The sequence below is a fragment of the Catenulispora subtropica genome (genome assembly GCF_039531675.1).
GTDB classification, from domain to species: domain Bacteria; phylum Actinomycetota; class Actinomycetes; order Streptomycetales; family Catenulisporaceae; genus Catenulispora; species Catenulispora subtropica.
Genome location: NZ_BAAAQM010000001.1, coordinates 424,648 through 449,035 on the forward strand (window position 1 = coordinate 424,648; position 24,388 = coordinate 449,035).

Genomic DNA, 24,388 nt, shown 5'->3' on the forward strand with positions numbered 1-24,388 from the left:
CGATCAGCGGCCCGGGCACGCCCACCCGTCGCCCACCGCCACCCTCGGCGGAGGCGCTACGTGCCACAGTTTCGATGTTCATGACCACTAGCGGCGCCCGTGCCGCCGCGCCGAGCCGGGCTGGATGCGGAGGTTGGTGTGCGAGTCCCCTCCCGCGTCTATGTCTCCCACCTCGCCGGTAAGTCGGTCTTCGACTCCGACGGCGACCCGGTCGGCCGGATCCGCGACCTGGTGGTCGCCATGGGCGGCGGCGACGCCGCACCCCGCGTGCTCGGTCTGGTCCTGGAGATGCACGGCCGCCGGCGCGTCTTCCTCCCGATCGGCCGGGTGAAGTCGATCGAGAACAACCAGGTGGTCTCCAGCGGCCTGGTGAACATGCGGCACTTCCAGCAGCGGCCGGGCGAGACCCTGGTGCTGGCCGAACTCCTGGACCGCCGGGTGACCCTCAAGGCCACCGGCGCGGCGGCGACCGTGCGCGACGTCGGCATCGAGCCGGAGCGCGGCGGCAAGGAGATGGCGCTGACCAAGCTGTTCGTGCAGAAGGCCGCCAAGGGCCTGCGGCGCCGCAGCGAGACGCTGACCGTGGACTGGGACGCGGTGACCGGGCTGGCCGCCGAGGCGCCGGGCGCGCAGGGCGCGGCCGAGCTGGTCGCGGCGCTGGACAAGCTGCACGCCGCGGACCTGGCGCACGTGATGCACGAGCTGTCGCCCAAGCGGCGCGGCGAGGTGGCGGCGGCGCTGGACGACGAGCGCCTGGCCGACGTGCTGGAGGAGCTGCCCGAGGACGATCAGGTGGAGATCCTGGGCGAGCTGGAGTCGGAGCGGGCCGCCGACGTGCTGGAGGCGATGGACCCGGACGACGCCGCGGACCTGCTCGGCGAGCTGAGCGCGGACGAGGCCGAGCGGCTGCTGGCGCTGATGGAGCCGCAGGACGCGAACCCGGTGCGGCGACTGCTGACCTACCGCGAGGACACCGCGGGCGGCCTGATGAACTCCGACCCGATCATCCTGCCGCCGAACTCCACCGTGGCCGAGGCCCTGGCGCTGGTGCGGGACGAGGAGCGGACGCCGGCCAACGCCTCCCTGGTGTTCGTGACCCGGGCGCCCACCGAGACGCCGACCGGGCGCTACCTGGGCGCCGTGCACATCCAGCGGCTGCTCCGGGAGCCGCCGATGGCGCTGGTGTCCGGGGCGGTGGACGTGGAGCTGGAGCCGCTGCGGCCGGACGCGCCGCTGAACGAGGTCACGGCGTACATGGCCACGTACAACCTGGTGGCCGCGCCGGTGGTGGACGCCGACGACCGGCTGCTGGGCGCGGTGACCGTGGACGACGTGCTGGACCACCTGCTGCCGGACGACTGGCGGATGCAGGCGGCCCGGATGCCGCACGACGAGATGCCGCCGGAGCAGCGCGAGGTCGTGGATCTGCTGGAGGAGCAGGAGCAGCAGGGTCCGGAGGAGGCACGGGGGGTCGACGGCGAGACGCCGGGGGCGGGGCCGGCACCCGACGCGGGGTCCGGTCGCGCCATGCGCGTCGTTGCAGGGGAGGCCTGACATGGCGCGCGAGTACGCCCAGTCGAGACTGGACCAGCCGCGCGGGCGGCGGCAGGTGTCGCTGAAGCCGTCGTTCGACCCGGACGCCTTCGGACGGGTGTCGGAGTCGATCGCGCGGTTCTTCGGGACCGCGCGGTACCTGGTGATCCAGTCCATGGTCGTGGTGGTCTGGATCCTCCTGAACATCATGGTCGTCACGAAGACGATCCGCTGGGACCCGTACCCGTTCATCCTGCTGAACCTGGCGTTCTCGACGCAGGCCGCGTACGCCGCCCCGCTGATCCTGCTGGCGCAGAACCGGCAGGCCGAGCGGGACAAGGTGCAGGTGGCCGAGGACCGGGCGCGCGAGGAGCTGTCGATCGCGACGATGGAGTACATCACCCGGGAGATAGCGTCGCTCCGGATGGCGGTGGGCGAGGTGGCCACCCGGGACTACGTGCGCGGGGAGATGCAAGCTCTGTTGAAGGAGCTCGACGAGCGGGACCGGGGCCTGACGGACGAGTGACGGCCCCGTGCGCGCGGCGTGTGCCTACTGCTGGATGAACTCCAGGCGGTTGCCGTGCGGGTCGAAGGTGTGCATGCGGCGGCGGTCCGGGATGGTGTCGTCCCAGGTGTACTCGTGGCCGGCGCCGGTGAGGGCGGCCGCGACGGCGTCGATGTCGGTGACGACGATGCCGGGGTGCGCCTTGCGGGCGGGGGCGAACGGCTCCTCGACGCCGGTGTGGATCTCCAGGTTCCCGGCGGCGAACCAGCAGCCTCCGCGGGCCGCCAGGACCGGCGGCTTGGGCAGCTCGGTCATGCCGAGCACGCCGACGTAGTAGGCGCGCGAGACGTCCTCGGCGCCCAGGGGAACGGCGACCTGCACATGGTGGAGCCCTGCGAGCATCATGATTCTCTCTTTCAGGCGGAACGGCCGACGGCGAAGATCCGTCGGTAAGGCAACAGCTGTACGGGACGTCCGCCCAGGTCGCGGACCGGATAGGCACGGCGGACCAGGGCGTCGTAGTCGGCGATGAACGCGGCGGCGTCGGCGTCGTCCAGGGCCTTCACCGCGGGCCGCAGTGCGGTGCCGCGGACGAACTCGGTCACCCCGCACGGTACGGAGGGATCCGGGTCGCTGGGGATCACGTAGGTGTACGTGGTCTCCCACACGTCGGGCTCCAGCCCGGCCTCGGCGAGCTTCTCCAGGTAGACGGCGGGGTCATGGGACGCGGGCCGCTCGATGCCGGCGTCGATGCGCCCGGCCCAGGCGCGCTTCACCTCGGCGAGCGCGACGTGGGACGGAGCCTCGAAGTTGCCGGGGACCTGGAAGCCGAACAGACCGCCGGGCGCGAGCTGCGCCACCAGGTCGCCGATCAGGTCGAGATGGCCGGGGACCCACTGCAGCACGGCGTTGGCGAGGATGACGTCGGGCTTCTCAGCCGGGTGCCAGTCGCGCAGATCGCCGAGCTCGAACTCGACACGGCCGGGAATCGCGTGCTCCCGCGCGGCCTCGATCATCGCCGGGGACGAGTCGACGCCGACCACCCGCGCGTCCGGCCACCAGTCGGCCAGCAGCGCGGTGGCGTTGCCGGGACCGCAGCCCAGGTCGACGACGAGGCGGGCGTCCTCTTTGGTCTCCATCTGCGCTACGAGGTCGAGGAAGGGGCGCAGGCGGTCGTCCGCGAACTTCAGGTACTGCTGGGCGTTCCAGATGTCACCGGCCATAGCCGCCTCCTCCACCTCGAGGTACCTCGCCTTCGAGATACCTCCGCATTTGAGGTACCTCGTCTTCGAGGTACCTCCGAAATGAAATACCTCGCGGCCGAACCCGCCAAAGTATCTCGACGTCAAGATACCCCGAGTCTGCCCGGTCAAGAATCTCGATGTCAAGATGCTCGGCGCCGACCTTCCCGCTAGGCTGGGATCTCGGATCATCCTGAGGAGAAGGCCGCGGTGGACACGCCCCGAACGCACGACCTGGACTCCGCCGCGCCCGCCGCCCCGGCCGCCGGCAGCCCGGATCCCGCGGCGTGCCGCGACGAGGTCGACCGCCTGGTCGACGCCTGGCGCCACGAACGGCCGGACCTGGACGTCGCCCCCCTCGAAGTGCTCTCCCGCGTGTCCCGGCTGGCCCGGCACCTCGACCGCGCCCGCCGCACGGCCTTCGCCGAACACGACCTCGAACCGTGGGAGTTCGACGTGCTGTCGGCACTCCGCCGCGCCGGAGCGCCGTATCAGCTCACTCCCAGCAAGCTGCTGACCCAGACCCTGGTCACCAGCGGCACCATGACCAACCGCATCGACCGCCTCGCCGCCAAGGACCTCGTGAAGCGCCTGCCCGACCCCGGCGACCGCCGCGGCGTGCTGGTGCAGCTGTCCGAGACCGGCCGCGAGCGCGTGGACGGCGCCTTCGAAGGCCTGCTCGCCCAAGAACGCGAACTCCTCGGCAGCCTCTCGGCGGCCGAGCGCGGAACACTGGCCGGGCTGCTGCGCACGCTCGTGCTGCCGTTCGACAACTGAGTCGGGACGTCCCGCTCGCCCCGGTCCGCCCGTTTCAACCGCTTGATCCCCCTCGGCTCAGCGTGTCCCCGCAGACCTGCTCGCCGCTTCAGCCAACCCCTCTATCCCTCCCAGATACCTCCCAGTAACATCCTGGTGTCCGCCGCCACATCTTTGTGCGAGGTACCCCTCGCCGGCGGCGTTTTCTCCACGGGAGGGGACCGAAAGCATGCACGTTCCCACGCTCAGCCTGCGCAAGGCCGCCGCGGTCGCGGCCGCCGCGCTGTGCGGCCTGGCGGTCACCGCCGGCCCGGCCAGCGCCACCGACGGCTGGAAGCACAAGCCCTTCGACTACTACCTCGCCCTCGGCGACTCCCTCGGCGCCGGCTGGCAGCCGAACGCCACCACCGGTCAGGGCTACATCAGCGGTCGCGGTTACGCCGACGACATCGCCGCCTCGCTGAAGGCCGGCGGTACCAAGTACGTGAACCTGGCATGCCCCGGCGAGACCACGGGCTCGATGATCCACGGCGGCTGCCCGTACCCGGAGCCGTACAAGAACCAGCTCGACGCCGCCGCCGACTTCCTCAAGGCGCACAGGGGCGACCGGGTCCTGGTCACCATCGACATCGGCGCGAACGACGTGGACGGCTGCGCCGGCCCGAGCGGCCTGGACATCCAGTGCGGCCTGAACGGCATCAAGCAGACCGCGCAGGACCTGCCGGTCATCGTCGACAAGCTGCGCGCGGCGGCCGGGCACAAGACCGAGTTCGTCGGCTCGACCTACTACAACCCGTTCCTGGCTTCCTGGCTGACCGGCTCCTCGGGCCAGTCCACCGCCGAGCTGTCGGCCGTGTTCCTGAACCTGTTCAACGCGGTCTTCACGGTCGAGTACCCGCTCCACGGCGTCCGGGTCGCCGACGTCAGCGGCGCCTTCAGCAGCAACGACTTCGTCCACCAGGTGCAGCTCCAGCCGGGCGTCACCGTCCCGCTGAACGTGGCCCGCATCTGCCAGTGGACCTGGATGTGCGCGCCTAAGCCGGTCGGCCCCAACATCCACGCCAACGACGCCGGCTACCAGGTGATGGCCAAGGCGTTCAAGGACGCCATCTGAGTTCTCTCAGCGACGTCGTCTGAGTTCTCTCAGCACAGAGAGGCCGGGGCCACCTCTTAAGAGGGTGGCCCCGGCCTCCTTTAGTTCCCTGCGCGGGTAGTTCCCTATGCCGGCGCTGTTTCCTTGACCGGTTCCTTACCGACGAGGTATCCCAAGCCGCCAGTGGACGCGGTCCGTCCGGCGCGCATGAAGTACACACCAGCCAACGCGATCACGCCCGCTATCGCGCACGCTATGAAGATCTGCGTATAGGCGGCATCCGTGAAGACGCCCGCGCGCTTCGTCACCCCGGTCTTGGGATCCGGCGTACCGGCGAGCACTGTCTGCCCGGCTACAACAAGCTTCACCGGGTGCGCCGCCTGGAAGGCCGCCGCTATAGCGGTCCCCACCGCGGTACCTATGGAGTTGGAGACACCGAGCATCCCCGCAGTGATCCCTTGCTGTTCCGGCGGCGAAGCCTCGACGAGCAGGTTCGGCGTCGTCGCATAGAAGGCGCCGAACCCGACACCGAACACGATGCCCACCAGCGCCAGTGTCAGGGCACCGTGATGCGCGGCCGCGTACACACCACTGGTGAGGGCGAAGGCGAGCATCCCTATAAGCAACGGCTTACGTGCGCCGATCTTCCCGGAAAGCTGCCCAGAGGCCGCACCGGAGACCATCGACACCGACGATCCCCACACCTGCACATGGAACGCCAGCCCCAGCAGGGTGAAACCGAGACCGTAACTGACGTCTCCGATCACCTTCACCGGTATCTGATCCGGCTGTACCAATCCCTTGAAGCGCGCTGCCGCACCCTGTTGCGTCGCTGCTATCAGTCCATGCGCGTTAGGCGTGGACACCATGTAAGGGATCGCGAATGCCTGGATACCCACCACTATCGCGGCGAAGAAAGCCACGAACAACACCGTCGACACGTTCGGCGAGAACAACAGCCGCATGTCGATGATCGGTTGGCTGACCCGCCGTTCCAGCACGATGAACCCCGCCATGAGCACCACGCCGAGGACGAGGTATCCCATGTAGAGCGCATTGGTCCACCCGACGTTCGCCCCGTTGGAGACATAGAGCAGCGCGAACCCGACGCCACCGGCCAACAGCAGCGCCCCAGCCGGATCCAGTTTCTGCTTCGCCCGGAACTTCGTCTCCGGGCAGACCAGGAACAGCAGCGGCAGTGTGACCACCGTGTAGATCACCAGGAACCAGAACAGCGACTTGTAACTCCAGCCGGCACTGTCGGTCAGCACACCCGAGAGCATGATGCCGCCGACGCCGGACACGCCGAGGCCCGTCGACACCAGGCCGATCGCCAGCGGCACGTACTTGCGCGGGATCAGGTCCCGGATCAGGCCGTAGGCGACGGTCGCCGCGGCGATCGCCACCGCCTGGAACGCGCGCCCGATGAGGAACAGCGTCCAGTTGCTCGTGGTGGCGCAGATCAGGGAGCCGATCAGGAACGAGACGCCGACGGCGAGCAGCATGTTGCGCTTGCCGTACAGGTCCGACAGCTTGCCCAGGATCGGCGTCGAGGCGCCGCCGACCAGGCCGAAGATGATGGTCATCCACGCGATGTTGCTGCCCACGCCGGGGAAGCTCTGGCCGATCAGCTGGGCGGCCGGCGAGACCATCGTGTACTGCAGCGGCGCGACCTCGGCGAACAGCACGACGACCGCGATGACGGTGAAGATGCGGGCACGGGAGGCACCGTCGAGGCGCCCCGTGTCGTTCTCGGGCGGCGGCGCCGCCGCGGTACTCGGATCGGTCATGGCGCGTCCTTGAGATCTCGGGGAGATGTCTGATCGGCCTATTTCGAACACGAACGTCTGGGCCCCTACGCAACCTCGATCCAAGCAACGGCGAAGCCGGTGCAGGATCGGGGGCCGGTGGGTAGGGAGGCTCACAACCGCGTTCGGGGCACCATGACACCGAGACCTTCAAGTCGCAAGGGTTATCTAACCCGCGCGCGACCAGTCCCCTGACACACCGCCGGTCTTGGTCTCGACCTGGATCCCGGTGAGGACGGCAGCCGGGTCCACCGCCTTCACCATGTCGATCACAGTGAGGCCGGCGACCGCCACCGCGGTCAGCGCCTCCATCTCCACCCCGGTCCGGTCCGCGGTCTTCACGGTCGCGGCGATGGCCACTCCCTCGTCTTCGACCCGCAGCGCGACCTTCACTCCGCTGATGGCGATCGGATGGCACAGCGGGATCAGGTCCGGGGTCTTCTTCGCGCCCATGATCCCGGCGATGCGCGCGACCGACAGGGCGTCCCCCTTCGGGACGCCCTCGCCGCGCAGCAGCTCCACGACCTTCGGCGAGACCTCGACGAAGCCGGTGGCGCGGGCCTCCCGCGCCGACACCGGCTTCGCGGTCACGTCGACCATGCGCGCGTCGCCGGCGCTGTCGAGGTGCGTCAGGTGGTCGGACTTGCCGGCCCGGTCGTCCGTGCTCATCGCGGGCCGCCGTCGAGCACGATCACCTCGACGTCGTCGCCGTCCACCACCTCGGTGACGTGCTCGGGCACCACGATCAGCGCGTTGGCCAGCGCCAGGTCGCCGACCAGGTGCGAGCCGTGCCCGCCGACCGGCCGCACGCTGTGCCCGACCGCGTCGTAGACGCCGCGCGCGAACTGTCGCTTGCCCCGGGGGGAGGAGAAGGCGCCGAAGCAGGTCGCGGTCACCGTGCGCCGCGGCCCGGCCTCCCGGCCCATCATCTTCTCGATCGCCGGGCGGATGTAGAGCTCGAAGGACACGTACGCCGACACCGGGTTGCCGGGCAGTGTGAAGATCGGGATCCGGTCCTCGCCGACGGTGCCGAAGCCCTGCGGCATGCCGGGCTGCATCGCGACCTTGGTGAACTCCACGGTGCCCAGCGTCGAGAGCACCTCCTTCACCACGTCGTAGGCGCCGACCGAGACGCCGCCGGTGGTGACCACCATGTCGGCGCGGATCAGCTGGTCCTCGATCGCGTTCAGGACGCCCTGCGGCTCGTCGCCGATGATCCCGACCCGGATGCCGGTGGCGCCCATGGCGTTCACCGCGGCGGTCAGCGCCGGGCCGTTGCCGTCGTTGATCTGGCCCGGGCCCAGCGGCGTGCCGGGCTCGACGAGCTCGGAGCCGGTGGAGAGCACCACGACCCGCGGATGCGGGTGCACCGGGGCGTGGACCTGGCCGATCGCGGCCAGCAGGCCGATCTGGCGCGGGCCCAGCTTGGTGCCGGCCTTGAGCACCACCTCGCCGCTGGCCACGTCCGAGCCGAGCACCCGGACGTGCTCGTCGCGCTCCGGGACCCGGGTGATCCGCACGCTCTCGGTGCCGCCGTCGGTCCACTCCACCGGCACGATCGCCTCAGCGCCGTGCGGCACCATCGCCCCGGTCATGATGCGCGCGCAGGTGCCCGGCTCCAGGATCCCCTCGAACACCGAACCGGCCGCGATGTCGCCGACCACGCGCAGCTCCGCGGGGCTGTCCTCCGCGGCGCCGTCCAGGTCGGCCAAGCGGACCGCGTAGCCGTCGACCGAGGAGTTGTCGAACGGCGGCAGCGGCATGGCGGCGACCACGTCGGCGGCGAGCGTCAGCCCGTTCACATCCGTGATCGGGAGCTCCATCGGGGCGAGCAGCTGCACGGTGTCCAGGACCAGGGCCAAGTGGTCGTCGACGCTGCGCATCTTCTCGTTTTCGGATTCGTCGGCCATACGTCCATCATCCCTTACGCGAAGGACGTAGAAGCCGAGATAAGGGTGATCTCCATCTACTTGGAGGACCCCCTGGCTCAGATCTGGAAGCCCTCCCGGACATAGTCGGAGAGCCACTCGCGGAACTCCTTACCGAGATCCGGACGGTCCACGGCGAGCTGGACGACGGTCTTCAAATAGTCGATCGGGTTGCCGGTGTCGTAGCGGCGGCCGGTGAAGACCACGCCGTGCACCGGACCGCCGACGTCCGGGTTCCCGGCCAGGGTGCGCAGGGCGTCGGTGAGCTGGATCTCGCCGCCGCGGCCGGGCGGGGTCTCGGCCAGGACGTCCATCACGGCCGGGTCCAGGACGTAACGGCCGATCACGGCGAGGTTCGACGGCGCCTGTGCCGCGGCCGGCTTCTCCACCAGGTCGGTGATCTGAATCAGGCTGGTGTGGTCGAAGGGCAGGGCGGGACCGTCCGGGGCGGGCTTCACCGCCGCGCAGCCATACATGTGGATGTGCTCTTCGGGGACCTCGATGAGGCCGACGACCGAACCGCCGTAGCGCCTGCGGACCTCTATCATCGCCGGCAGCAGGGGGTCGCGCTCGTCGATGAAGTCGTCGCCGAGCAGCACTGCGAAAGGCTCGCCGTTCACGTAGGACGCCGCCTTGAGGACGGCGTGGCCGAGCCCCTTGGGGTCGCCTTGCCGCACATAGTGGACGTTGGCCATGTTCGAGGACGCGCGCACCTGCTCCAGCCGCGCCTCGTCGCCCTTAGCGGCGAGCGCCTCTTCCAGCTCCGCCGCGCGGTCGAAGTGGTCCTCCAGCGGCCGCTTGTTACGGCCGGTCACCATGAGGACGTCGGTCAGTCCCGCGGTCACGGCTTCCTCGACGACGTACTGGATCGTCGGTTTGTCGATGACCGGCAGCATCTCCTTGGGCGTCGCCTTGGTGGCGGGAAGGAACCGGGTGCCCAGGCCCGCCGACGGAATGACTGCTTTTCGAACCTCCACCATGAGCGGGACGGTATCAGCTGATCCGCCAACTTCCATGAGAGTCGCGTTTAGCCGCCATGAGTTGTTCGTCAGCTTGACGCAATAGCGTCGTCGCATGGGTGCCGTGGTCCGGATATGTCACACCGCCGATGGAGATCGTGAGTTGGAGCGCGCCCTGGGCCGGATCGCTGTCCGGGCCGGCGTCGAAGGCGATCTTCCGGACGGCGTAGCAGAGCCGTTCGGCGACCTTGGTGGCGGTTTCGGCGTTGGTGCCGGGCAGGATCAGGACGAACTCCTCGCCGCCGTAGCGGGCGAAGGTGTCGGCGGTGCGGACCTCCAGGGCGAGGCGCTGGGCGAGTTCGCGCAGCACGGCCGAGCCGCGCTGGTGGCCGTACGCGGCGTTGACCCGACGGAAGTCGTCGACATCGATCATCAGCAGGGCGCCACCGGTCCCCGTGGTGCGTGCGGCCTCGAGCTCACGGCTCAGGGTGCCCTGCAGGTGCCGGTAGTTCCAGACCCCGGTCAGGGGATCGATCGCGGAGAGCCGCTCGAGATCCTCACGGCCCTGTTCCAGTCCCACCACCTCGTCGGCGGCCTCGGCCAGCGCGGCGCGGGTGCTCTCCTGGAGCCGGTCGAGCTTCTGCCGCAGGGCCAGGGTCATACCGCCCAGGAAGGCGCAGGCCACCGCAAGGAACACCAAAGCGGCCGCCGTGAGGGTCATTCGGTGGGGCTCCTCTCCCGGCCTGGCATTCTTGAGCACAGCATGACGAACCATTTCAACGACCCGGGCCCCGCCAAGGGCACGATCCGGTCACGGTTGCTGGCCGCGCGCCGAGCGTGCGCCCCCGAGCTGCGCGCGCGATGGTCGGCCGAGGCCTGCGCGACGTTGCTGGGGTGGATCGGCGACGCGGACATGGTCGCCGCGTACGCGTCCTTCGGCACCGAGCCCGACACGGGCCCGTTGCTGGCTGGGCTGCGTGAGCGCGGTGTCCGTGTCTTATTACCCATTCTAGAGAATGACATGGACCTGTCGTGGGGGCTGTACACCGGTCCTGATTCACTCGTTCGAAGGAATCCGCCCGGCGGCATCCGGCCGAGCCCGATCCCGGAGCCCTCTGAGTCACTGGGTGCGGACGCTGTGTTGTCGGCCTCGTGGATCGTGGTGCCAGCGCTGGCGGTGTCGCCCTCCGGGATGCGGATGGGCCGCGGCGGCGGCAGCTACGACCGGGTGCTGGCCAGGATCGAGGCGTCCGGAAGCGTCGCGCGCCCCCGGGTCGCGGCCCTGCTGTACCCGGGCGAGATGGACGTGGACGTCCCGGTGGAGCCGCACGACCGCCCCGTCGACTTGGCCGTCGCGGGGGAAAGCGTTCGCCGCTGGCATTAATATCCCGCCGGGTTTCCTCGCGCGGAGGGGACCGCTAGTGGCAGACTCGGCGCTTAAAGAAGGACAGGGTTCGGCAGAGCGGTTGGTATCTCACATGCGACGTCAGCCGGGGACCGGGGAACAGCTCCCGCATGCCCGGCTTCAGCCGTCGGCCGAGCTGATCCCGAACAACGCCACGCAGAGTGCGGCGATCGCGGTGCTGGAGGCGCTGCCGGATCCGGTCGTGGTGCTGAACCGGCGCGGGCTGATCACCGGCTGGAACCCCGCCGCCGAGGAGTTGTTCGGGTACAACGGCGACGAAGTCCTGGGCCGTCCGTGGACCGAGTTCGTGGTCGCCGACGGCACCAACGGCAATGCGCAGTCGCATCTGGACTCCATCGGGTCGACGGTGCAGCGCGGCGGGACCTGGGAGGGCTCCTTCCCGATCACCACCCGCAACGGCGACTCGCTGCTGGCCCGGGTGCGGGCCGCGCCGATGACCAGCGGCGGCATGATCACCGGGACCGTGGTGACGGCGATCGACCTGTTCGGGACCGACGCCAGCCGCGACGACCAGCAGCGGGCCGCGGCCCGGGCGGCGGTGCGCGCCGCGGTGCTGTCGCGGGCCGGGATGCAGCTGGGGACGTCGCTCGACACCGGCCGGACACTGGCGGCGCTGGCCGAGATCCTGGTCCCGGCGTTCGCGGACACCTGTGTGGTGGACCTGCTGGACGAGAACGGCGTCGCCGAGCGCTTGGTGACCGTGCACAGTACGGACACCGCGCCGTGTCCCCCTATGCGTTCGGGTACGGAGATCCACTACCCCGCGCGGCACCCGTGTGACCGCGCGCTGCGAACGGGTCGTCCAGTGCTCATCCAGGGGGCGCCGCGGGTCAAGGCGCTGGATCCGGATGAAGAGTGCGACCGCAAGTCGCTGCTGCTGGATGCCAAGTCTCTGATCGCGGTTCCCTTGCTGGCGCCGAGTGGAGTGCGTGGCGTGCTGGCCATCGCGCTCACTGAGGACGCGGATCCGACACCGCGCTATGACACCGCGGACTTGGAACTGGTCGAGGAGCTGGCTGCGCGGGCAGGGCTGGCCCTGGAGAACGCGGCCATGTTCGATCGGCAGCGGACATTGGCTCTGGCACTGCAGAAGTCGCTGCTGCCGACCGATCTGCCGCTTCCTGACGGTGTCTCCATCCGCGTGGGCTACGCACCGGGTGCCGCTTCTGAAGTGAGCGGCGACCTGTATGACGTGGTGGAGCTGTCGGCCGGGCGGATCGGTGTCGTCATCGGAGACGTGCAGGGTCGTGGAGCCCACGCCGCTGCGGTGATGGGACAGCTGCGGGCGGCTCTGCGGGCCTATGCGGTGCTCGATGTGCAGCCGGGGCAGTTGCTGTCGTATCTGGACGAACTGGTACGCGGGTTGAACGAGGAGATCCTCGTCACCTGTGTATACGCGATCTACGACCCCTTCACGCGGCGGTGCGCTTTAGCCAACGCCGGTCATCCCCCGCCGCTCCTCGCCTCGGCACACGGTACGTATCCCATGGAGGTCCCGCCGGACGTCCCGCTGGGCATCGGTCCGCTGGGACCGGGCGGGGGCAAGGGCGCGGTGCAGTTCGACGACCACATTTTCAGCATCCCGCCGGGCGACGTCCTGGTGATGTACACCGACGGGGTCGTGGAGCGCCGCGACCAGTCGGTGGACCAGGGTGTGCGGACCCTGTGCGAGGCCGTCGAACGGGTGGTGCGGGAGCCTCGGGCGATCTGCCGGGCGGCGTTGCGCGCCGCGGGCAGCGAGGCCCATGACGACCAGGCCGTGCTCGCCATGGCGACCTCGACGGTCGACCTGCCGCTGTCCCGCCTGGCGTTGCCGGCGCGTCCCGAGGCGGCGTTCGCGGCCCGCCACCACACCCGGGCGGTGCTGCGGGAGTGGGGCCTGAGCGAACACGCCGAGCTGGCCGAGCTGCTGGTGTCGGAGCTGATCACCAACGCGGTGCGGCACGCGAGCGGACCGCGGCCGTCGCCGTGGTCCTTCGCCGACTCCGACCAGCAGCCGGAGGCCGAGCCGCCGCCGCTGGCCGAGGACATGCTGGAGCTGGCCGCGGTCCGGGAGTACGCCCACCACCTCGGGGCTCTGGACGAGGACGGCGAGATGGACCTGCTCGCCGAGCCCGGCCTGCTGGACGAACTGGGGATGCTGGACGGCACCCTGACCGCGCCCGGCGGCTCGCGACGGCTGGACCTGGTGCTGCGCCGCGGTCTGCGGGCGCTGTGGATCGAGGTGCACGACCCGGACGTCCGGCTGCCGCGCATCCGGCAGGCCGCGGAAACAGATGAGGGCGGCCGCGGGTTGTATCTCGTGGACGCGCTGTCGGCGCGGTGGGGCGCGCGGCCCACCGACGCCGGGAAGTTCGTCTGGTTCGAGATCCCGCTGTTCTGATCCGGCCCCGCATCGAACGTGACGTGCGTCACTGCCCGGTACCCCCGCATTGGACAGCTCCGCGCCGATCCCGCAGAATTAGCAGTCTGGCGGCCAGAGTGCCAGGTCGAAGAAGGAGTTCCCCGTGCCGACTTACCAGTACCAGTGCAAGGACTGCGGTGAGGCGCTGGAGGTCATGCAGAAGTTCACGGACGACGCGCTGACCGTCTGCCCCAACTGCGAGGGCGAACTGCGCAAGGTCTTCTCCGCTGTGGGCATCGTGTTCAAGGGCAGCGGCTTCTACCGGACCGACAGCCGCTCGTCGTCGAGCTCGTCCACGCCGGCCGCGTCGTCGAACGGCTCGAGCGGGTCCTCGGGCTCCGGCTCGTCCGGCTCCTCGGGCAAGAGCGAGTCGTCCTCGTCGGGCTCGAGCTCCTCGAGCTCCTCCTCGACGTCGGCCTCGTCGTCGGGTTCTTCCTCGACCTCGTCCACAGGCAGCTGAGCACAGCCCGGCCATCCACCGGGTTATCCACAGACTTCCCCTAGTTATCCACAGGTCGCACCGCGGCCGTGGACAGGCTTCGCCGCACCTCCGGATCATTACTCCCTGAAGCGTCCCGACTACGCCAGGGAGAACGATGCCGACCACCTCCGCCAGCCGTTCGAAGCTCGCCGCCCGCATAGCCGGACGGCGCCGCTCATCCAGAACCCGCCGCCTCCGCGTGGTCGGAGCCGCCGGGTTCGCCGGGGTCTCGATGGCCCTGGTGTCCGCCGAGCCCTCCGGTCCGCCACCCCGCCGGCCACCCCGGTTCGCCGCGGAACCCCTGATGAGCGGCCTGGTCGCGGTCCCGGTGCGGTTCGCCGACGCCGGCAGCGCCGGCTATCTGCGCCCCGGCGACCGGATCGACGTGCTCGCCGCCCGCGACACCGGCCCGGGCGCGCCACCGGAGCCCGTCGCCCCCGATCCCGCCGCCCGCGACCCGCTCGGCGCCCGGCCGCGGAATGAGACAGCGGTGGCCCTCGACGTCTCAGTACTCGAGATCGCGCGCCCCGCGGACACCGCCGGCCCGGCCCGCGCCGCGCCGGACGACGGCGGTCTGGTCTTCCTGGCTGTGGACAACGCCACCGCCGCCCGCCTGGCCCGCGCCGCGGTCGCGGACCGCTTGAGCTACGCGCTTCGCCATGGGTGAGCCCGCACTTGTCCCGGCCGGGGATGGAACCTACTGTGCGCTTCACCATGGACATCTACGAAGCGCTCTACACCACCCGCGCAATGCGCCGGGTCAAGCCGGACCCGATCCCGGACACGGTCCAGGCCCAGATCCTCGACGCCGCCATCCGTGCCCCGTCCGGCGGCAACACCCAGAACTGGCGATTCCTGCTCCTGGACGACCCCGAGAAGAAGAAGCTCCTCGGCCCGCTCTACCGCGACGCCCTGGACCAGCTCTACCGGACCATCTACGCCCCGCGCATGGCCGCGGTGGCCGCCGATCCGGACAGCCCGGAGTCCATCCAGATGGCCAAGGTCGCCAAGTCCTCCCAGTGGCTGGCCGACCACTTCGAGCAGGTGCCGCTGTTCCTGTTCGCGTTCGTCCAGTGGGACCGCACCGGCGGCTCGATCTTTCCGGCGGTCTGGAGCGCCCAGCTCGCCGCCCGGGTGAACGGAGTCGGCAGCGCGCTGACGTCGATCCTGGGAGCCTTCCACGACCACGAGGTCAAGGAGATCCTGGGCGTGCCGGCCGACGACGACTGGAAGCAGGCCTGCTGCGTGTCCTTCGGGTACCCGACCGGCCGCTGGGCGGTGGCCCCGCGACGGCCCGCGCACGAGGTCGCGTACCGCAACGGCTGGGGCGAGCCGGTGGGCTTCACCGTCGACGAACCGCTCTGGCAGCCGTCGAAGGACTAGGACGAGCAGGGCCCGGATGCGTCCGGGCCCGGACCCTCGGCTAGCCCAAAGCCTTTTCCTGGATCAGGTCTGTCAGCGCCTTGACCGCGTCCGCCTTGCCGGACGACTCGACGGCGTCGCGCAGCTCCGTGAGGCGGTCCAGGACGTCGTGGACGTCCGTGTCGGGGGAGGAGGCCTCGTCGAGGTCCACGACGACGACGGTCTCGGAGTCCGCGTACTGCACCCGGCCCTCTTTCAGGACGACGAGGGTCTTGGTGCCACCGGCGGCCTTGCGCGGGGCGCTTTTCCGCTTGGGTTTGGCAGTTGTCTTCTTCTCGTCTTTCTCGTCCTTCTCGTCCTTCTCCTCAGTGGCCTCGCCGACCGGCTCCTGCTCCGGCTCCTGCTCCGTCTCCGAGGTCTTCTCAACGGCCATCTCCGGGGACCCCTCCCCGGACGGCTCGGGCGTCAGCTCCACACCCTGCTGCTGAGGGATATCAACAGATTCACCTACTAACTGCTGTTCCTCGTTCTGCTTCACGGAAAGAGGAGCCACTGGCGACAAGGTCATGACGTTCATGACCGCTTCAACGACCGGCGTCCGAGTCAGTCACTCACTCGTTCGGGAAACCGGATCGCCGTCGGCTGCGTCCAATCCGCATGCCACGTCAGCAGATAGCAGTGATCGTCGCCGCCGCCCTCGCCGCCCTGACCGCGTGCTCGTCCGGCGGCGGCAAACCGAAGGACGGCGCCCTGGTCCGGGCCGACGCGAGCCGCGCGACCGTCGCCCCGGCGGACCTGGCCGCCGCCGCCACGAGCGCGAACGCGTTCGGAGTCGACGTCTTCCACGCCGTCGCCGACGGCCGGGACGGCAACGTCATGGTCTCGCCGACCAGCCTGGCCACGGTGCTGGCCATGCTGATGCCCGGCGCCAAGGGCCAGACCGCGGCCGAGATGACCAAGACCCTGCACAGCTCGCTGCCGGCCGACCAGTTCGCGAACGCGCTGGGCGCCCTGAACGCCGCCACGGCGCAGCGTGCGCTCACCGACAAGGCGGACCTGCAGCAGTACGACAGCGCGTGGACGCAGAAGGGCTACGACCTCCAGCAGCCCTATCTGAAGGCGCTGGCCACGGCGTTCGACACCGGCATGCACGAGGTCGACTTCTCGGGCGCACCGGACGACGCCCGGCAGACGATCAACAAGACCGTCCAGGACCAGACCAACGGACTGATCAAGGACCTGTTCGGCCTCGGCTCCATCGACGCGAGCACCCGCCTGGCGCTCACCGACGCGCTGTACTTCAAGGCCAAGTGGGCCGACACGTTCCAGAAGAGCGGCACCAGCGACATGCCGTTCCACCTGGGCAAGGGCGGCACGGCCGCCGTCCCCACCATGAGCCAGCTCCACGAGTACGGCTATGCCGAGAACAGCGGCTGGCAGTACGTCGAGCTGCCCTACGAGCAGGACCACATGGCGATGGGCATCGTGCTCCCGGCGGCCGGCACCTTCGACACCTTCCGCAAGGAGGTCACCGCCGACAAGCTGGCGTCGATGGCGGCCTCGGCCTCGACCGCGCAGGTCGACCTGCAGCTGCCGAAGTTCACCTTCGACACCAGCCTGCAGCTCAAGGAGGCGCTGACCGCCCTGGGCATGACCTCGGTGTTCGACGCCGGCGCCGCCGACCTGAGCGGCATCCCGGCCAAGCCGGAGAAGCTCTCGGTGGGCACCGTCGTGCAGAAGACCCACGTCGCCGTCGACGAGGAGGGCACCACCGCGGCGGCCGCCTCCGGCGTCTCGGTCGTGGCCGGAGCCGCCCCGGGCCCGAGCCACACGGTGACCATGCACGTCGACCGGCCGTTCCTGTTCTTGATCCGCGACACCGTCAGCGGGCAGATCCTCTTCCTCGGACAGGTCACCGACCCCAGGGGTTGAGGCAGGCCCCTGACGATACCCCCACGGTCTTGCTGGACACCCGCTCGGCCGACACCTGACAATTGCTCTCATGGGAGGTCCATCGTTCGGGAACGCGGCCTGGCAGCCGCCGGACCACCGGCCCTCGGACGCCGAGCGCGATGACGCCATCGAGCAGCTGGCGGCCGGCGCCGAGGCCGGCCGGCTGTCCAGCGACACGTTCTCTCACCGCATCGACCAGGCACTGGCGGTGCGCTCGCACAACGAGCTGACACAGCTCGTCTCCGATCTGCCGATCCCGCCCCCGCGGCCGGGCCTCGGCCAGCGCATGGTCAACGCGGTCGCCGCCGTCGCGCACTTCCGCTTCCGGGTCAAGGCCGCCTGGCGCGGCCCCTCCCTCCCCCGCCTGTCCCTCCCCGGCAACGCCCAGTCGACCCTCCGCATCGGCCGCATGCCGGAATGCGACCTGCAGCTGTTCGACACGACGGTGTCCCGCTACCACGCCGAGTTCCGCCGCTCCCACACCGGCTGGTTCCTGGTCGACCTGGGCTCCACCAACGGCACCCGGGTCAACGGCTGGCGCATCACCGCCCCCACCGCCGTCCACCCCGGCGACGAGGTCTCCTTCGGCTCGGTGGTCTTCTCCCTGAACGGGCACTGACCGCCCGGGAGATCCCCCGTCCGGGGCAACGAACGGTTCCCGCACGCCCGCCCCGGCAACAGCCCGTTCATGACGACCGAAGCCCCGAAGCCCCCGCCGCAGCCCCAACGCACCGCGGCCGACAAGGCCGAGCGCTCCCGCCTGATCGGCGGCATCGTCATCGCGGTGATCGCGATCTGGTTCATCCTGGCCAACACGCACAAGGCCAGCATCACCTTCTGGGTGGTGACCGTGACCTCCCCCATGTGGCTGACCCTGGCCGGCACCTTCCTGGCCGGCATGCTGGTCAGCCTCCTCCTCACCCGCACCAGGCAACGCAAAGCTCGGCAATAATATAAAACGTCTTATCCTCAATCACCCAATTCGCCCTACATCCAACCCCACCCCTCTGCCACCCTGAAAGAACCCAAACCCCAAACCACCGCAGAGGGGGACCAATGACCACCACCACCCAGCCCTGGCTCCGCGCGGAACTCATATCCGCCCCGGAAACCACCCCCGGCGCCCAACTGATGATCCCCGCCGACGGCGTCGAGTTCCACGACGACCAACTCGTCTTCCACCACCAAGGCGAAGTCGTCTACGTAGCCGACCAAGGCCAACTCCGCTCCATCACCTGGTTCGCCAAACAACCCAACCCCGAGCTGGCCCGCCGCAAAGCCCTCTGGCCCAACCACGGCACCCGCTGGACCGACCCCCAACGCACCGATCTCCTCCACCGCCTCCGACTAGGCCAAAGCTGGGCCGCCATCAGCACCGCCGCCGGCCGCTCCCGCACCGGCTGCCAGCAAGAGGCGATCAAACAAGGCTGGATCGACCCGGACACCCTGAAGCCCCTGCCCGCCCTCTTCACGGGCCCCTTCGCCCCGGCAGATGCCACTCCCCTCGACGGGCCCGCCGCCGAACCCGCTCCCCAGGCCGGCGCCGCACCATCCGCCGAACCCGCTTTCCAGGCCGGCGCCGCACCATCCGCCGAAGCAAACGCTGCCGAAATGCCAACCGCAACCCCAGCCCCGCCCTCGGCTCCCACCCAGACTTCGGCTCCGGCCGCCACCACTCCGCATCCCGGCGTCGATGTCGGCGTCCCGGACCGTCCCGATCAGCCATCGTCCGACCAGGCCCCAGGCTTCGCTGATGTCAGCACCGTTCCAACGGACCTTCCGCCGCAGACCACCTCGCCGGCCTTCTCCAGCACGGCCGCGGACCCGACCCCGCCACCGGATCCCGACAAATCACCATCACCGGGCCCTGACATCCCACCGAGCCCGCCTCGGATCCCCCGCCAACGCACGGGATCCGGCACCGACCCGGATCCTCACAGCGACATCGGCCCCGGCGACCGCCTCCTGAATCACGCGCAGCCATCGCTAGCGGGCGCGACGCTCGCTGCGTACCTGAACCCGCCGAAGGGCCACCCGACCGGCGCGACGTGATCCCCGCCCACAACCACTCAGCGCACGGCCCTACGCCCACCCGCCGACCATCCGGAACCGGATCCGGGGTCCCCGGTCGCGCCTGCCCGACGGCATCCAAGTCCGCCCGATGGGCACACGCGATCACCGGGTACCCCCGGTCACCGGATGGTCGGCCAGAAACAGCGCCGGCCTGCCGTCCGGCGGCACCTGCATGGCACCGACCACCATCGGCTCACTAGCCGGCTCCCCATCCCGCGCCCGCCCCGCCGCCCGCGCCAACGCCACCGCCACCGCCACCGCCACCGCTGAGGGCGAGTCCCCGTGCACGCACAACGACTCCGCGCCGACGCGCACCTCGCTTCCGTCGATCGCGGTCACGGTGCCGGATACCGCCCATCTCCACCGTGCGGGCGGCGACCTCCTCGGGGAAGGACAGGACCGCTCCCGGGGTCGATCGGGGCACCAGTGTCCCCCGGGGCGTGTACGCTCGTTCGGCGAAAGCCTCGGCGACCGTCGGCAGTCCGGCGGCGGCGGCGAGTTCCAGGAACACCGACCCTGGCAAGCCCAGTACCGGCAGGGGGTCTCGTAGACCGCGGCGTATCGGGTCACGGCGCGGACGACGGCCTCGGCCTGCACCGCGTCGCGCACTATGCGTTGTACAGGGCTCCGTGGGGCTTCACATACCGCACCCGGTCACCGGCCGCCCGAGCGAAAGCGTCTAGAGCACCGATCTGATAGAGCACATCGTCAACAAGTTCGTGTGGGTCGTACTCGATGTCCCGGCGGCCGAAGCCGGGCAGGTCGCGGTAGCCCACCTGGGCGCCGATCCGCACTCCGCGGGTCACCGCCGCCGCGCACGCCGTGCGCATGGTGGTGAAGTCGCCGGCGTGGAAGCCTCAGGCGACCTTGGCACTGGTGACCAGGCCCAACAGGGCGTCGTCGTCGCCGAGGCGCCAACGGCCGAAACCTTCGCCCAGATCTGCGTTAAGGTCGATCATCCTGCGCACCACAGTACGCCCGATGCCGGAGTCGTCACCCTGTGCCACTCCTGTACCCTCTCTGCCGCAGTGCCCTGAGTAAATCTGTGAGGACAAACCGTGGAGACTGCCCAGGCCATGAGTGAGCCGTTGTTCCAGAGTCTGGAGGACGCCGTCGTGGTGGCGGAGACGAACCTGCTCGACACGCAGGTGGCCGTCGAGACGCTGCGCGCCGAGCTCGACCAGTTCACCCGGTTGCACCAGATCCAGCTGGGGCCGCTGTACAGCCGGCTCGACGAGCTGGACGCGCTCACCGCCGAGACCGAGGCGGCGATGACCGGCGACCCCGAGGCGATCCGCCGTGCCGTGGAGGCGCGGGCCAAGGTGGCCGGCGAGGACCCGCTGCTGTTCCCCGCCGACGACGCGGCCGGTGACGCGGAGGACGGCGACGCCGACGCCCCGCGCCCGCCCCGTGAGGAGTCTGCGGCGAACGGCACCGACGCCGCGGCCGACCCCGACGCCCCGGTCCGCCCCAGCAAGACCGCGCAGCGCCTGTACCGCGAGCTCGCCCGGCGCTCCCACCCGGACCTGGTGCAGGATCCGACGGAGATCGCGCGCCGCTCGGCCTTCATCACGCGGGTGAACGCCGCCTACGAGAAGGACGACCTCGCGGGGCTGCAGAAGCTCAGTGAGGAGTGGTCCCTGGCGGCCTCGGGCCCGGCCCCGGACGCCCCGCAGCGCGAGATGTGGCTCCGGAACCGGCTCATCTGGCTGCGCGCGAAGCAGGCGGAGCTGTCGCTGGAGCGCCAGACCCTGATGGAGAACCCGATGGCCGACGTCCTGGCGGCCTATCAGTACGACTCCCTGACGGCCCTGCGCTCCATTTCCGAGCAGCTCTACACCGCCATCCAGGAGCGCGAGACGCTGCTGAACGCGCTCATCGGCTCCTGAGCCCGCGCAGCCACGCGGCCGCCTCGCCGAAGTCCTCGTCGGAGGTCCCTCGCCGGACCTCCACGGGTCGCCCGTCGGCCCGCGGGTAGCTGCCCAGATACCGCACCTCCGCGGCGACCCGGCGCAGGCCCATGAGCGCCTCGCCGACCCGCTCGTCGTCGATGTGGCCCTCGCAGTCGATGGAGAACCAGTACGTCCCCAGCCGCGACCGCGTGGGCCGGGACTCGATCCGCGTCAGGTCCACGCCGCGGACCGCGAACTCCTCCAGGATCTCCAGCAGCGCCCCGGGGTGGTTGTCCCGCAGCACGACCGCGAGTGACGTCTTGTCGGCCCCGGTGCGCGCCGGCGCCGGCCCGGGCGGGACGACCATCACGAACCGCGTGACCGCGCCGCTGACGTCGTGGATGTCCTGCGCCAGCAGCGTGAGCCGGTAGAACGGTGCCGCGAAGGAGCCGGCCAGCGCGGCGTCATGCACGCCCTCCGAAACCAGCCGCGCCGCGTCGGCGTTGGACGACGCGGCGATCCACCGCGCGTCCGGCAGGTTCTCGGCGAGCCACTTCCGGCACTGCGGATAGGCGTGCGGGTGACTGGACACCGTCTTGATGTCCTCCAGCGCGGTGCCGGGACGCCCCATGAGCGCGAACTCCACCGGCAACAAGATCTCGCGCACGATGTGCAGCGGCGGCTCTTCGGTCGACAGGTCGTCGAGCGTGGCCGGGACCGCGCCCTCGACCGAGTTCTCGAACGCGACGACCGCGCCCGCCACCTCCCCGCGCCGCACAGCGTCCAGCGCCGCGGGAACAGACTCATAAGGGAGCCGCTCCGCTTCCCGCGCCCCGGGAACGTTAAGAAGCGCCGCCTCCGTAAAGGTCCCCGCCGGGCCCAGGAAGCCATAGCGGGTCGGAACGGGAAGCGGCGCACTCTCGGACATGTGGCCTAGCCTACGGTTACTGCGGCGGCTGCCACGCGACCACTGGATCCATTGCGCGCAATGCCAGGTCCGGGACGACACGTCCGGCGAGCCGCATCACCACATTCCGGAGCGCAGCCTTGGGTCGCGAAGTGGTCTGGGTCAGCGCTCCGAGCCGATGCGAGCGTCGCACTATGTCGGCACCGCGCGGAACCCTTAGCGCGGTGTACTGGGCAAGTGCTGTAGCGATCTCCACTGAATCCTTGGCAGGCCCCACAAGGGCAGCGAGGGTGACGGCGTCTTCCATGGCCTGATTCGCCCCCTGCCCGAGATGGGGAGTCATGGCATGCGCCGCATCTCCCAGGATCGCGACCGCACCGCGATGGTAGGCAGGCAACGGATCAGCCATCTCATAGACGTCGTTGTGCAGGACCGCCCCAGGTTCCGCGGCCCCGATGATCTCCGGGATGGGATGGTGCCAGCCGCCGAAACGCCGCAGGAGCTCCGCCTTCTCGTCAGGGTATGTCACACCTGCGGGCGAATGGTCAGCCGCGTACGCATAGACCCGGCCGTCAGCCAGCGGAGTGATCCCGAAGACCTGGCCCCCGCCCCACGTCTCACCGGGCAGGTAGTCGCCGGGAGGCGCCGGGACGAGCATGCGCCAGGCCGTGAAGCCGCTGTAGACCGGTCCGCCATGCTCCGGGAACAGAGCCTTACGCAGCACCGAGTTCACGCCGTCGGCGGCGACGATCAGGTCCGCTTCCAGCGGGCCGGAATCCGTCAGCAGTCGCGGCCGTTCCGAAGTGCCGCCGACCTCGACACCCGTCGCCGCGACGCCGAGCCGCAACGCATCAGGTGGCAGCGACGCCGTCAGGACGTCCATGACGGCGGCCCGCGTCGCGGGGATCACCGCGTCCCCGAAGCGCCGCTCCATGGCCGAACCGGCGGTCCGCGCTATGACCCGGCCATCAGAGCGGCGCATGGCGGCATCCCCCTGAAAGGCGGCGAGCTTCCGCACCGCGTCACCCAGCCCCAGCATGTCCAGCGCCCGCAGCCCGTTCGGCGCCACCGCGAGCCCGGCACCGACCGGCAGCAGTTCGGGCGCCCGCTCGGCGACCGTCACGTCCCATCCCCGCTGATGCAGCCCCACCGCAGCCGCCAGCCCACCGAATCCCGCACCCACCACGACAGCCTTCACAGCGATCCCCTCTCACTACATCCGTAGTTCCGACTACGGATGTAGTTCTACGCCACTACAGGCGTAGTCGTCAACTGCTAGGCTTCGACCATGACGTCCCGCCCCGACCTCATCGGAGACACCGCCATCGCCCTGCTCGCGGAGCGAGGGCTGCGCGGGCTCACCCACCGCGCCGTCGACGAGGCCGCCGGCCTGCCTCCCGGATCCACGTCCAACCACGCCCGCACCCGCGGCGCACTTTTGGAGACGACATTCGCGCGCTTGTGCCGCCTGGAGGCCGAGATCTTCGAGGACGCGGCGAACCCGGGCGGCTTGCTCGCCCTCCCGCGCCTCAGCCCGGAACTGGCTGCGGACTTGGTGGCGACCCAGCTCCACGACACGCTCACGCTGCGACGAAATCAGTTGCTGGCCCGCTTCGAACTCGCCTTGGAGGCCACCCGCCGGCCGGAACTGCGAGCCATCTACGACGCCGCCGGGAAGACGTTCCGAGACCCCGCCCGGGCTCTACTGGCGGCTCTCGGCAGCAACGACCCTGACCGCCACAGCCGGTCCTTCATCGCCTGGAGCGAGGGCTTGATGTTCGACTCCGTGGCCGGCGCGGGCCATCACGCCGTGCCTACCAGGGAGGAGATCCGCGACGGGCTGGCGGAGCTGTTCCGAGGAATGATTACGGAAGAGACACCATAAGCACGGCCAGGAAGGCCCGCATCGTGCATGTTTCACCCGCTAACGACGCATCAGCGTGCACACCGGCAACATAGCGATGCTCGAGCCCATTCACGTACTTGGCGTAGGGCATCGCGCACGCATTCCGCACTGTAACGTGGCCTCTGCACGGCCGAGGGGGATCCACGTCACACCCCGACCCG

At 70.0% G+C, this 24,388-nt stretch carries 25 protein-coding genes and 1 pseudogene; 15 read left to right on the forward strand and 11 right to left on the reverse strand.

What is annotated here, in order from left to right; genetic code table 11:
* Positions 1-138: 138 nt before the first annotated feature.
* Together ABD466_RS01835 and ABD466_RS01840 are read left to right on the forward strand one after the other, a co-directional pair.
* Positions 139-1,554, forward strand: a complete 1,416-nt coding sequence (locus ABD466_RS01835; protein WP_344655103.1) for a magnesium transporter MgtE N-terminal domain-containing protein — start codon at positions 139-141, stop codon at positions 1,552-1,554.
* Between the two features lies 1 nt (position 1,555).
* Positions 1,556-2,059 carry a DUF1003 domain-containing protein gene (locus ABD466_RS01840; protein ID WP_344655104.1) on the forward strand — a complete coding sequence of 168 codons (504 nt, stop codon included), beginning with the start codon at positions 1,556-1,558 and terminating at the stop codon, positions 2,057-2,059.
* A gap of 24 nt (positions 2,060-2,083) precedes the next feature.
* Here the strand turns inward: ABD466_RS01840 and ABD466_RS01845 are convergent, their stop codons facing one another.
* Together ABD466_RS01845 and ABD466_RS01850 are read right to left on the reverse strand one after the other, a co-directional pair.
* Positions 2,084-2,440 carry a VOC family protein gene (locus ABD466_RS01845; RefSeq protein ID WP_344655168.1) on the reverse strand — a complete coding sequence of 119 codons (357 nt, stop codon included), beginning with the start codon at positions 2,438-2,440 and terminating at the stop codon, positions 2,084-2,086.
* 14 nt (positions 2,441-2,454) lie between these two features.
* The gene (locus ABD466_RS01850; protein WP_344655105.1) at positions 2,455-3,261 is read right to left on the reverse strand and encodes a methyltransferase domain-containing protein; all 807 of its coding nucleotides are present in this window, start codon (positions 3,259-3,261) and stop codon (positions 2,455-2,457) included.
* 252 nt (positions 3,262-3,513) lie between these two features.
* Between ABD466_RS01850 and ABD466_RS01855 the strand changes: the two genes are divergently transcribed.
* Both ABD466_RS01855 and ABD466_RS01860 read left to right on the forward strand, forming a co-directional pair.
* Positions 3,514-4,056 carry a MarR family winged helix-turn-helix transcriptional regulator gene (locus ABD466_RS01855; RefSeq protein ID WP_344655169.1) on the forward strand — a complete coding sequence of 181 codons (543 nt, stop codon included), beginning with the start codon at positions 3,514-3,516 and terminating at the stop codon, positions 4,054-4,056.
* 208 nt (positions 4,057-4,264) lie between these two features.
* A complete protein-coding gene (locus ABD466_RS01860; RefSeq protein WP_344655106.1) occupies positions 4,265-5,149 on the forward strand; it encodes an SGNH/GDSL hydrolase family protein in 885 nt (294 codons plus the stop codon).
* A gap of 104 nt (positions 5,150-5,253) precedes the next feature.
* On the opposite strand, the gene ABD466_RS01865 is transcribed toward ABD466_RS01860, so the two are convergent.
* The 5 genes from ABD466_RS01865 to ABD466_RS01885 form a co-directional block, all read right to left on the reverse strand.
* The gene (locus ABD466_RS01865; RefSeq protein WP_344655107.1) at positions 5,254-6,816 is read right to left on the reverse strand and encodes an MFS transporter; all 1,563 of its coding nucleotides are present in this window, start codon (positions 6,814-6,816) and stop codon (positions 5,254-5,256) included.
* Positions 6,817-7,104: 288 nt separating this feature from the next.
* Positions 7,105-7,605, reverse strand: a complete 501-nt coding sequence (gene moaC / locus ABD466_RS01870) for a cyclic pyranopterin monophosphate synthase MoaC (RefSeq protein ID WP_344655108.1) — start codon at positions 7,603-7,605, stop codon at positions 7,105-7,107.
* Entirely contained in the window at positions 7,602-8,846 is a 1,245-nt protein-coding gene (gene glp, locus ABD466_RS01875; protein WP_344655109.1) for a molybdotransferase-like divisome protein Glp, read from the reverse strand. Before glp ends, moaC begins: the two co-directional genes overlap by 4 nt.
* A gap of 77 nt (positions 8,847-8,923) precedes the next feature.
* Entirely contained in the window at positions 8,924-9,844 is a 921-nt protein-coding gene (locus tag ABD466_RS01880; RefSeq protein ID WP_344655110.1) for a UTP--glucose-1-phosphate uridylyltransferase, read from the reverse strand.
* A 13-nt stretch (positions 9,845-9,857) separates the two neighbouring features.
* Positions 9,858-10,544 (reverse strand): GGDEF domain-containing protein, encoded by a 687-nt coding sequence (locus ABD466_RS01885; protein ID WP_344655111.1) that lies wholly within the window; start codon positions 10,542-10,544, stop codon positions 9,858-9,860.
* 42 nt (positions 10,545-10,586) lie between these two features.
* Here ABD466_RS01885 and ABD466_RS01890 point away from each other — a divergent pair, with 42 nt between their 5' ends.
* The 5 genes from ABD466_RS01890 to ABD466_RS01910 all read left to right on the forward strand — a co-directional run bounded on the left by ABD466_RS01890 (position 10,587) and on the right by ABD466_RS01910 (position 15,517).
* Positions 10,587-11,207, forward strand: a complete 621-nt coding sequence (locus tag ABD466_RS01890) for a 5-formyltetrahydrofolate cyclo-ligase (protein ID WP_344655112.1) — start codon at positions 10,587-10,589, stop codon at positions 11,205-11,207.
* A 94-nt stretch (positions 11,208-11,301) separates the two neighbouring features.
* Positions 11,302-13,632 carry an ATP-binding SpoIIE family protein phosphatase gene (locus ABD466_RS01895; protein WP_344655113.1) on the forward strand — a complete coding sequence of 777 codons (2,331 nt, stop codon included), beginning with the start codon at positions 11,302-11,304 and terminating at the stop codon, positions 13,630-13,632.
* Between the two features lie 124 nt (positions 13,633-13,756).
* A complete protein-coding gene (locus ABD466_RS01900) occupies positions 13,757-14,113 on the forward strand; it encodes an FmdB family zinc ribbon protein (protein WP_344655114.1) in 357 nt (118 codons plus the stop codon).
* Between the two features lie 136 nt (positions 14,114-14,249).
* A complete protein-coding gene (locus tag ABD466_RS01905) occupies positions 14,250-14,801 on the forward strand; it encodes an RcpC/CpaB family pilus assembly protein (RefSeq protein ID WP_344655115.1) in 552 nt (183 codons plus the stop codon).
* A gap of 47 nt (positions 14,802-14,848) precedes the next feature.
* Positions 14,849-15,517: a nitroreductase family protein gene (locus ABD466_RS01910; protein ID WP_425558512.1), complete on the forward strand. Its 669-nt coding sequence runs from the start codon at positions 14,849-14,851 to the stop codon at positions 15,515-15,517.
* A 40-nt stretch (positions 15,518-15,557) separates the two neighbouring features.
* Here ABD466_RS01910 and ABD466_RS01915 read toward each other — a convergent pair whose 3' ends face one another.
* Positions 15,558-16,073, reverse strand: a complete 516-nt coding sequence (locus tag ABD466_RS01915; RefSeq protein ID WP_344655117.1) for a hypothetical protein — start codon at positions 16,071-16,073, stop codon at positions 15,558-15,560.
* Between the two features lie 80 nt (positions 16,074-16,153).
* Here ABD466_RS01915 and ABD466_RS01920 point away from each other — a divergent pair, with 80 nt between their 5' ends.
* The 4 genes from ABD466_RS01920 (at position 16,154) to ABD466_RS01935 (ending at position 19,501) form a co-directional block, all read left to right on the forward strand.
* Entirely contained in the window at positions 16,154-17,428 is a 1,275-nt protein-coding gene (locus ABD466_RS01920; RefSeq protein WP_344655118.1) for a serpin family protein, read from the forward strand.
* Positions 17,429-17,498: 70 nt separating this feature from the next.
* Positions 17,499-18,068 (forward strand): FHA domain-containing protein, encoded by a 570-nt coding sequence (locus ABD466_RS01925; protein WP_344655119.1) that lies wholly within the window; start codon positions 17,499-17,501, stop codon positions 18,066-18,068.
* Between the two features lie 69 nt (positions 18,069-18,137).
* Complete coding sequence (locus ABD466_RS01930) at positions 18,138-18,401, forward strand: LapA family protein (RefSeq protein ID WP_344655120.1); 264 nt, start codon at positions 18,138-18,140, stop codon at positions 18,399-18,401.
* Between the two features lie 104 nt (positions 18,402-18,505).
* Positions 18,506-19,501, forward strand: a complete 996-nt coding sequence (locus tag ABD466_RS01935; protein WP_344655171.1) for a hypothetical protein — start codon at positions 18,506-18,508, stop codon at positions 19,499-19,501.
* A 123-nt stretch (positions 19,502-19,624) separates the two neighbouring features.
* Here the strand turns inward: ABD466_RS01935 and ABD466_RS01945 are convergent.
* Positions 19,625-20,481 (reverse strand): annotated as a pseudogene (locus ABD466_RS01945) (LamB/YcsF family protein).
* Positions 20,482-20,598: 117 nt separating this feature from the next.
* On the opposite strand from ABD466_RS01945, the gene ABD466_RS01950 reads away from it, so the two are divergent.
* Positions 20,599-21,411 (forward strand): hypothetical protein, encoded by an 813-nt coding sequence (locus ABD466_RS01950; protein WP_344655121.1) that lies wholly within the window; start codon positions 20,599-20,601, stop codon positions 21,409-21,411.
* Here ABD466_RS01950 and pheA read toward each other — a convergent pair.
* Together pheA and ABD466_RS01960 are read right to left on the reverse strand one after the other, a co-directional pair.
* Positions 21,398-22,342, reverse strand: coding sequence for a prephenate dehydratase (gene pheA / locus ABD466_RS01955; protein ID WP_344655122.1), 945 nt, complete (start codon positions 22,340-22,342; stop codon positions 21,398-21,400). The genes ABD466_RS01950 and pheA overlap by 14 nt on opposite strands.
* Before the next feature lie 16 nt (positions 22,343-22,358).
* Positions 22,359-23,519 carry an FAD-dependent monooxygenase gene (locus ABD466_RS01960; RefSeq protein ID WP_344655123.1) on the reverse strand — a complete coding sequence of 387 codons (1,161 nt, stop codon included), beginning with the start codon at positions 23,517-23,519 and terminating at the stop codon, positions 22,359-22,361.
* Positions 23,520-23,609: 90 nt separating this feature from the next.
* Between ABD466_RS01960 and ABD466_RS01965 the strand changes: the two genes are divergently transcribed.
* The gene (locus tag ABD466_RS01965) at positions 23,610-24,206 is read left to right on the forward strand and encodes a TetR/AcrR family transcriptional regulator (protein WP_344655124.1); all 597 of its coding nucleotides are present in this window, start codon (positions 23,610-23,612) and stop codon (positions 24,204-24,206) included.
* Positions 24,207-24,388: the final 182 nt, after the last annotated feature.

Coding starts and splice junctions, on each gene's coding strand:
- glp (WP_344655109.1), bottom strand. CDS start 8,846: ATGGCCGACGAATCCGAAAACGAGAAGATGCGCAGCGTCGACGACCAC.
- ABD466_RS01860 (WP_344655106.1), top strand. CDS start 4,265: ATGCACGTTCCCACGCTCAGCCTGCGCAAGGCCGCCGCGGTCGCGGCC.
- ABD466_RS01895 (WP_344655113.1), top strand. CDS start 11,302: ATGCGACGTCAGCCGGGGACCGGGGAACAGCTCCCGCATGCCCGGCTT.
- ABD466_RS01880 (WP_344655110.1), bottom strand. CDS start 9,844: ATGGTGGAGGTTCGAAAAGCAGTCATTCCGTCGGCGGGCCTGGGCACC.
- ABD466_RS01910 (WP_425558512.1), top strand. CDS start 14,849: ATGGACATCTACGAAGCGCTCTACACCACCCGCGCAATGCGCCGGGTC.
- ABD466_RS01840 (WP_344655104.1), top strand. CDS start 1,556: ATGGCGCGCGAGTACGCCCAGTCGAGACTGGACCAGCCGCGCGGGCGG.
- ABD466_RS01850 (WP_344655105.1), bottom strand. CDS start 3,261: ATGGCCGGTGACATCTGGAACGCCCAGCAGTACCTGAAGTTCGCGGAC.
- ABD466_RS01950 (WP_344655121.1), top strand. CDS start 20,599: ATGAGTGAGCCGTTGTTCCAGAGTCTGGAGGACGCCGTCGTGGTGGCG.
- moaC (WP_344655108.1), bottom strand. CDS start 7,605: ATGAGCACGGACGACCGGGCCGGCAAGTCCGACCACCTGACGCACCTC.
- ABD466_RS01905 (WP_344655115.1), top strand. CDS start 14,250: ATGCCGACCACCTCCGCCAGCCGTTCGAAGCTCGCCGCCCGCATAGCC.
- ABD466_RS01935 (WP_344655171.1), top strand. CDS start 18,506: ATGACCACCACCACCCAGCCCTGGCTCCGCGCGGAACTCATATCCGCC.
- ABD466_RS01965 (WP_344655124.1), top strand. CDS start 23,610: ATGACGTCCCGCCCCGACCTCATCGGAGACACCGCCATCGCCCTGCTC.
- ABD466_RS01915 (WP_344655117.1), bottom strand. CDS start 16,073: ATGAACGTCATGACCTTGTCGCCAGTGGCTCCTCTTTCCGTGAAGCAG.
- pheA (WP_344655122.1), bottom strand. CDS start 22,342: ATGTCCGAGAGTGCGCCGCTTCCCGTTCCGACCCGCTATGGCTTCCTG.
- ABD466_RS01845 (WP_344655168.1), bottom strand. CDS start 2,440: ATGCTCGCAGGGCTCCACCATGTGCAGGTCGCCGTTCCCCTGGGCGCC.
- ABD466_RS01920 (WP_344655118.1), top strand. CDS start 16,154: ATGCCACGTCAGCAGATAGCAGTGATCGTCGCCGCCGCCCTCGCCGCC.
- ABD466_RS01890 (WP_344655112.1), top strand. CDS start 10,587: ATGACGAACCATTTCAACGACCCGGGCCCCGCCAAGGGCACGATCCGG.
- ABD466_RS01925 (WP_344655119.1), top strand. CDS start 17,499: ATGGGAGGTCCATCGTTCGGGAACGCGGCCTGGCAGCCGCCGGACCAC.
- ABD466_RS01885 (WP_344655111.1), bottom strand. CDS start 10,544: ATGACCCTCACGGCGGCCGCTTTGGTGTTCCTTGCGGTGGCCTGCGCC.
- ABD466_RS01930 (WP_344655120.1), top strand. CDS start 18,138: ATGACGACCGAAGCCCCGAAGCCCCCGCCGCAGCCCCAACGCACCGCG.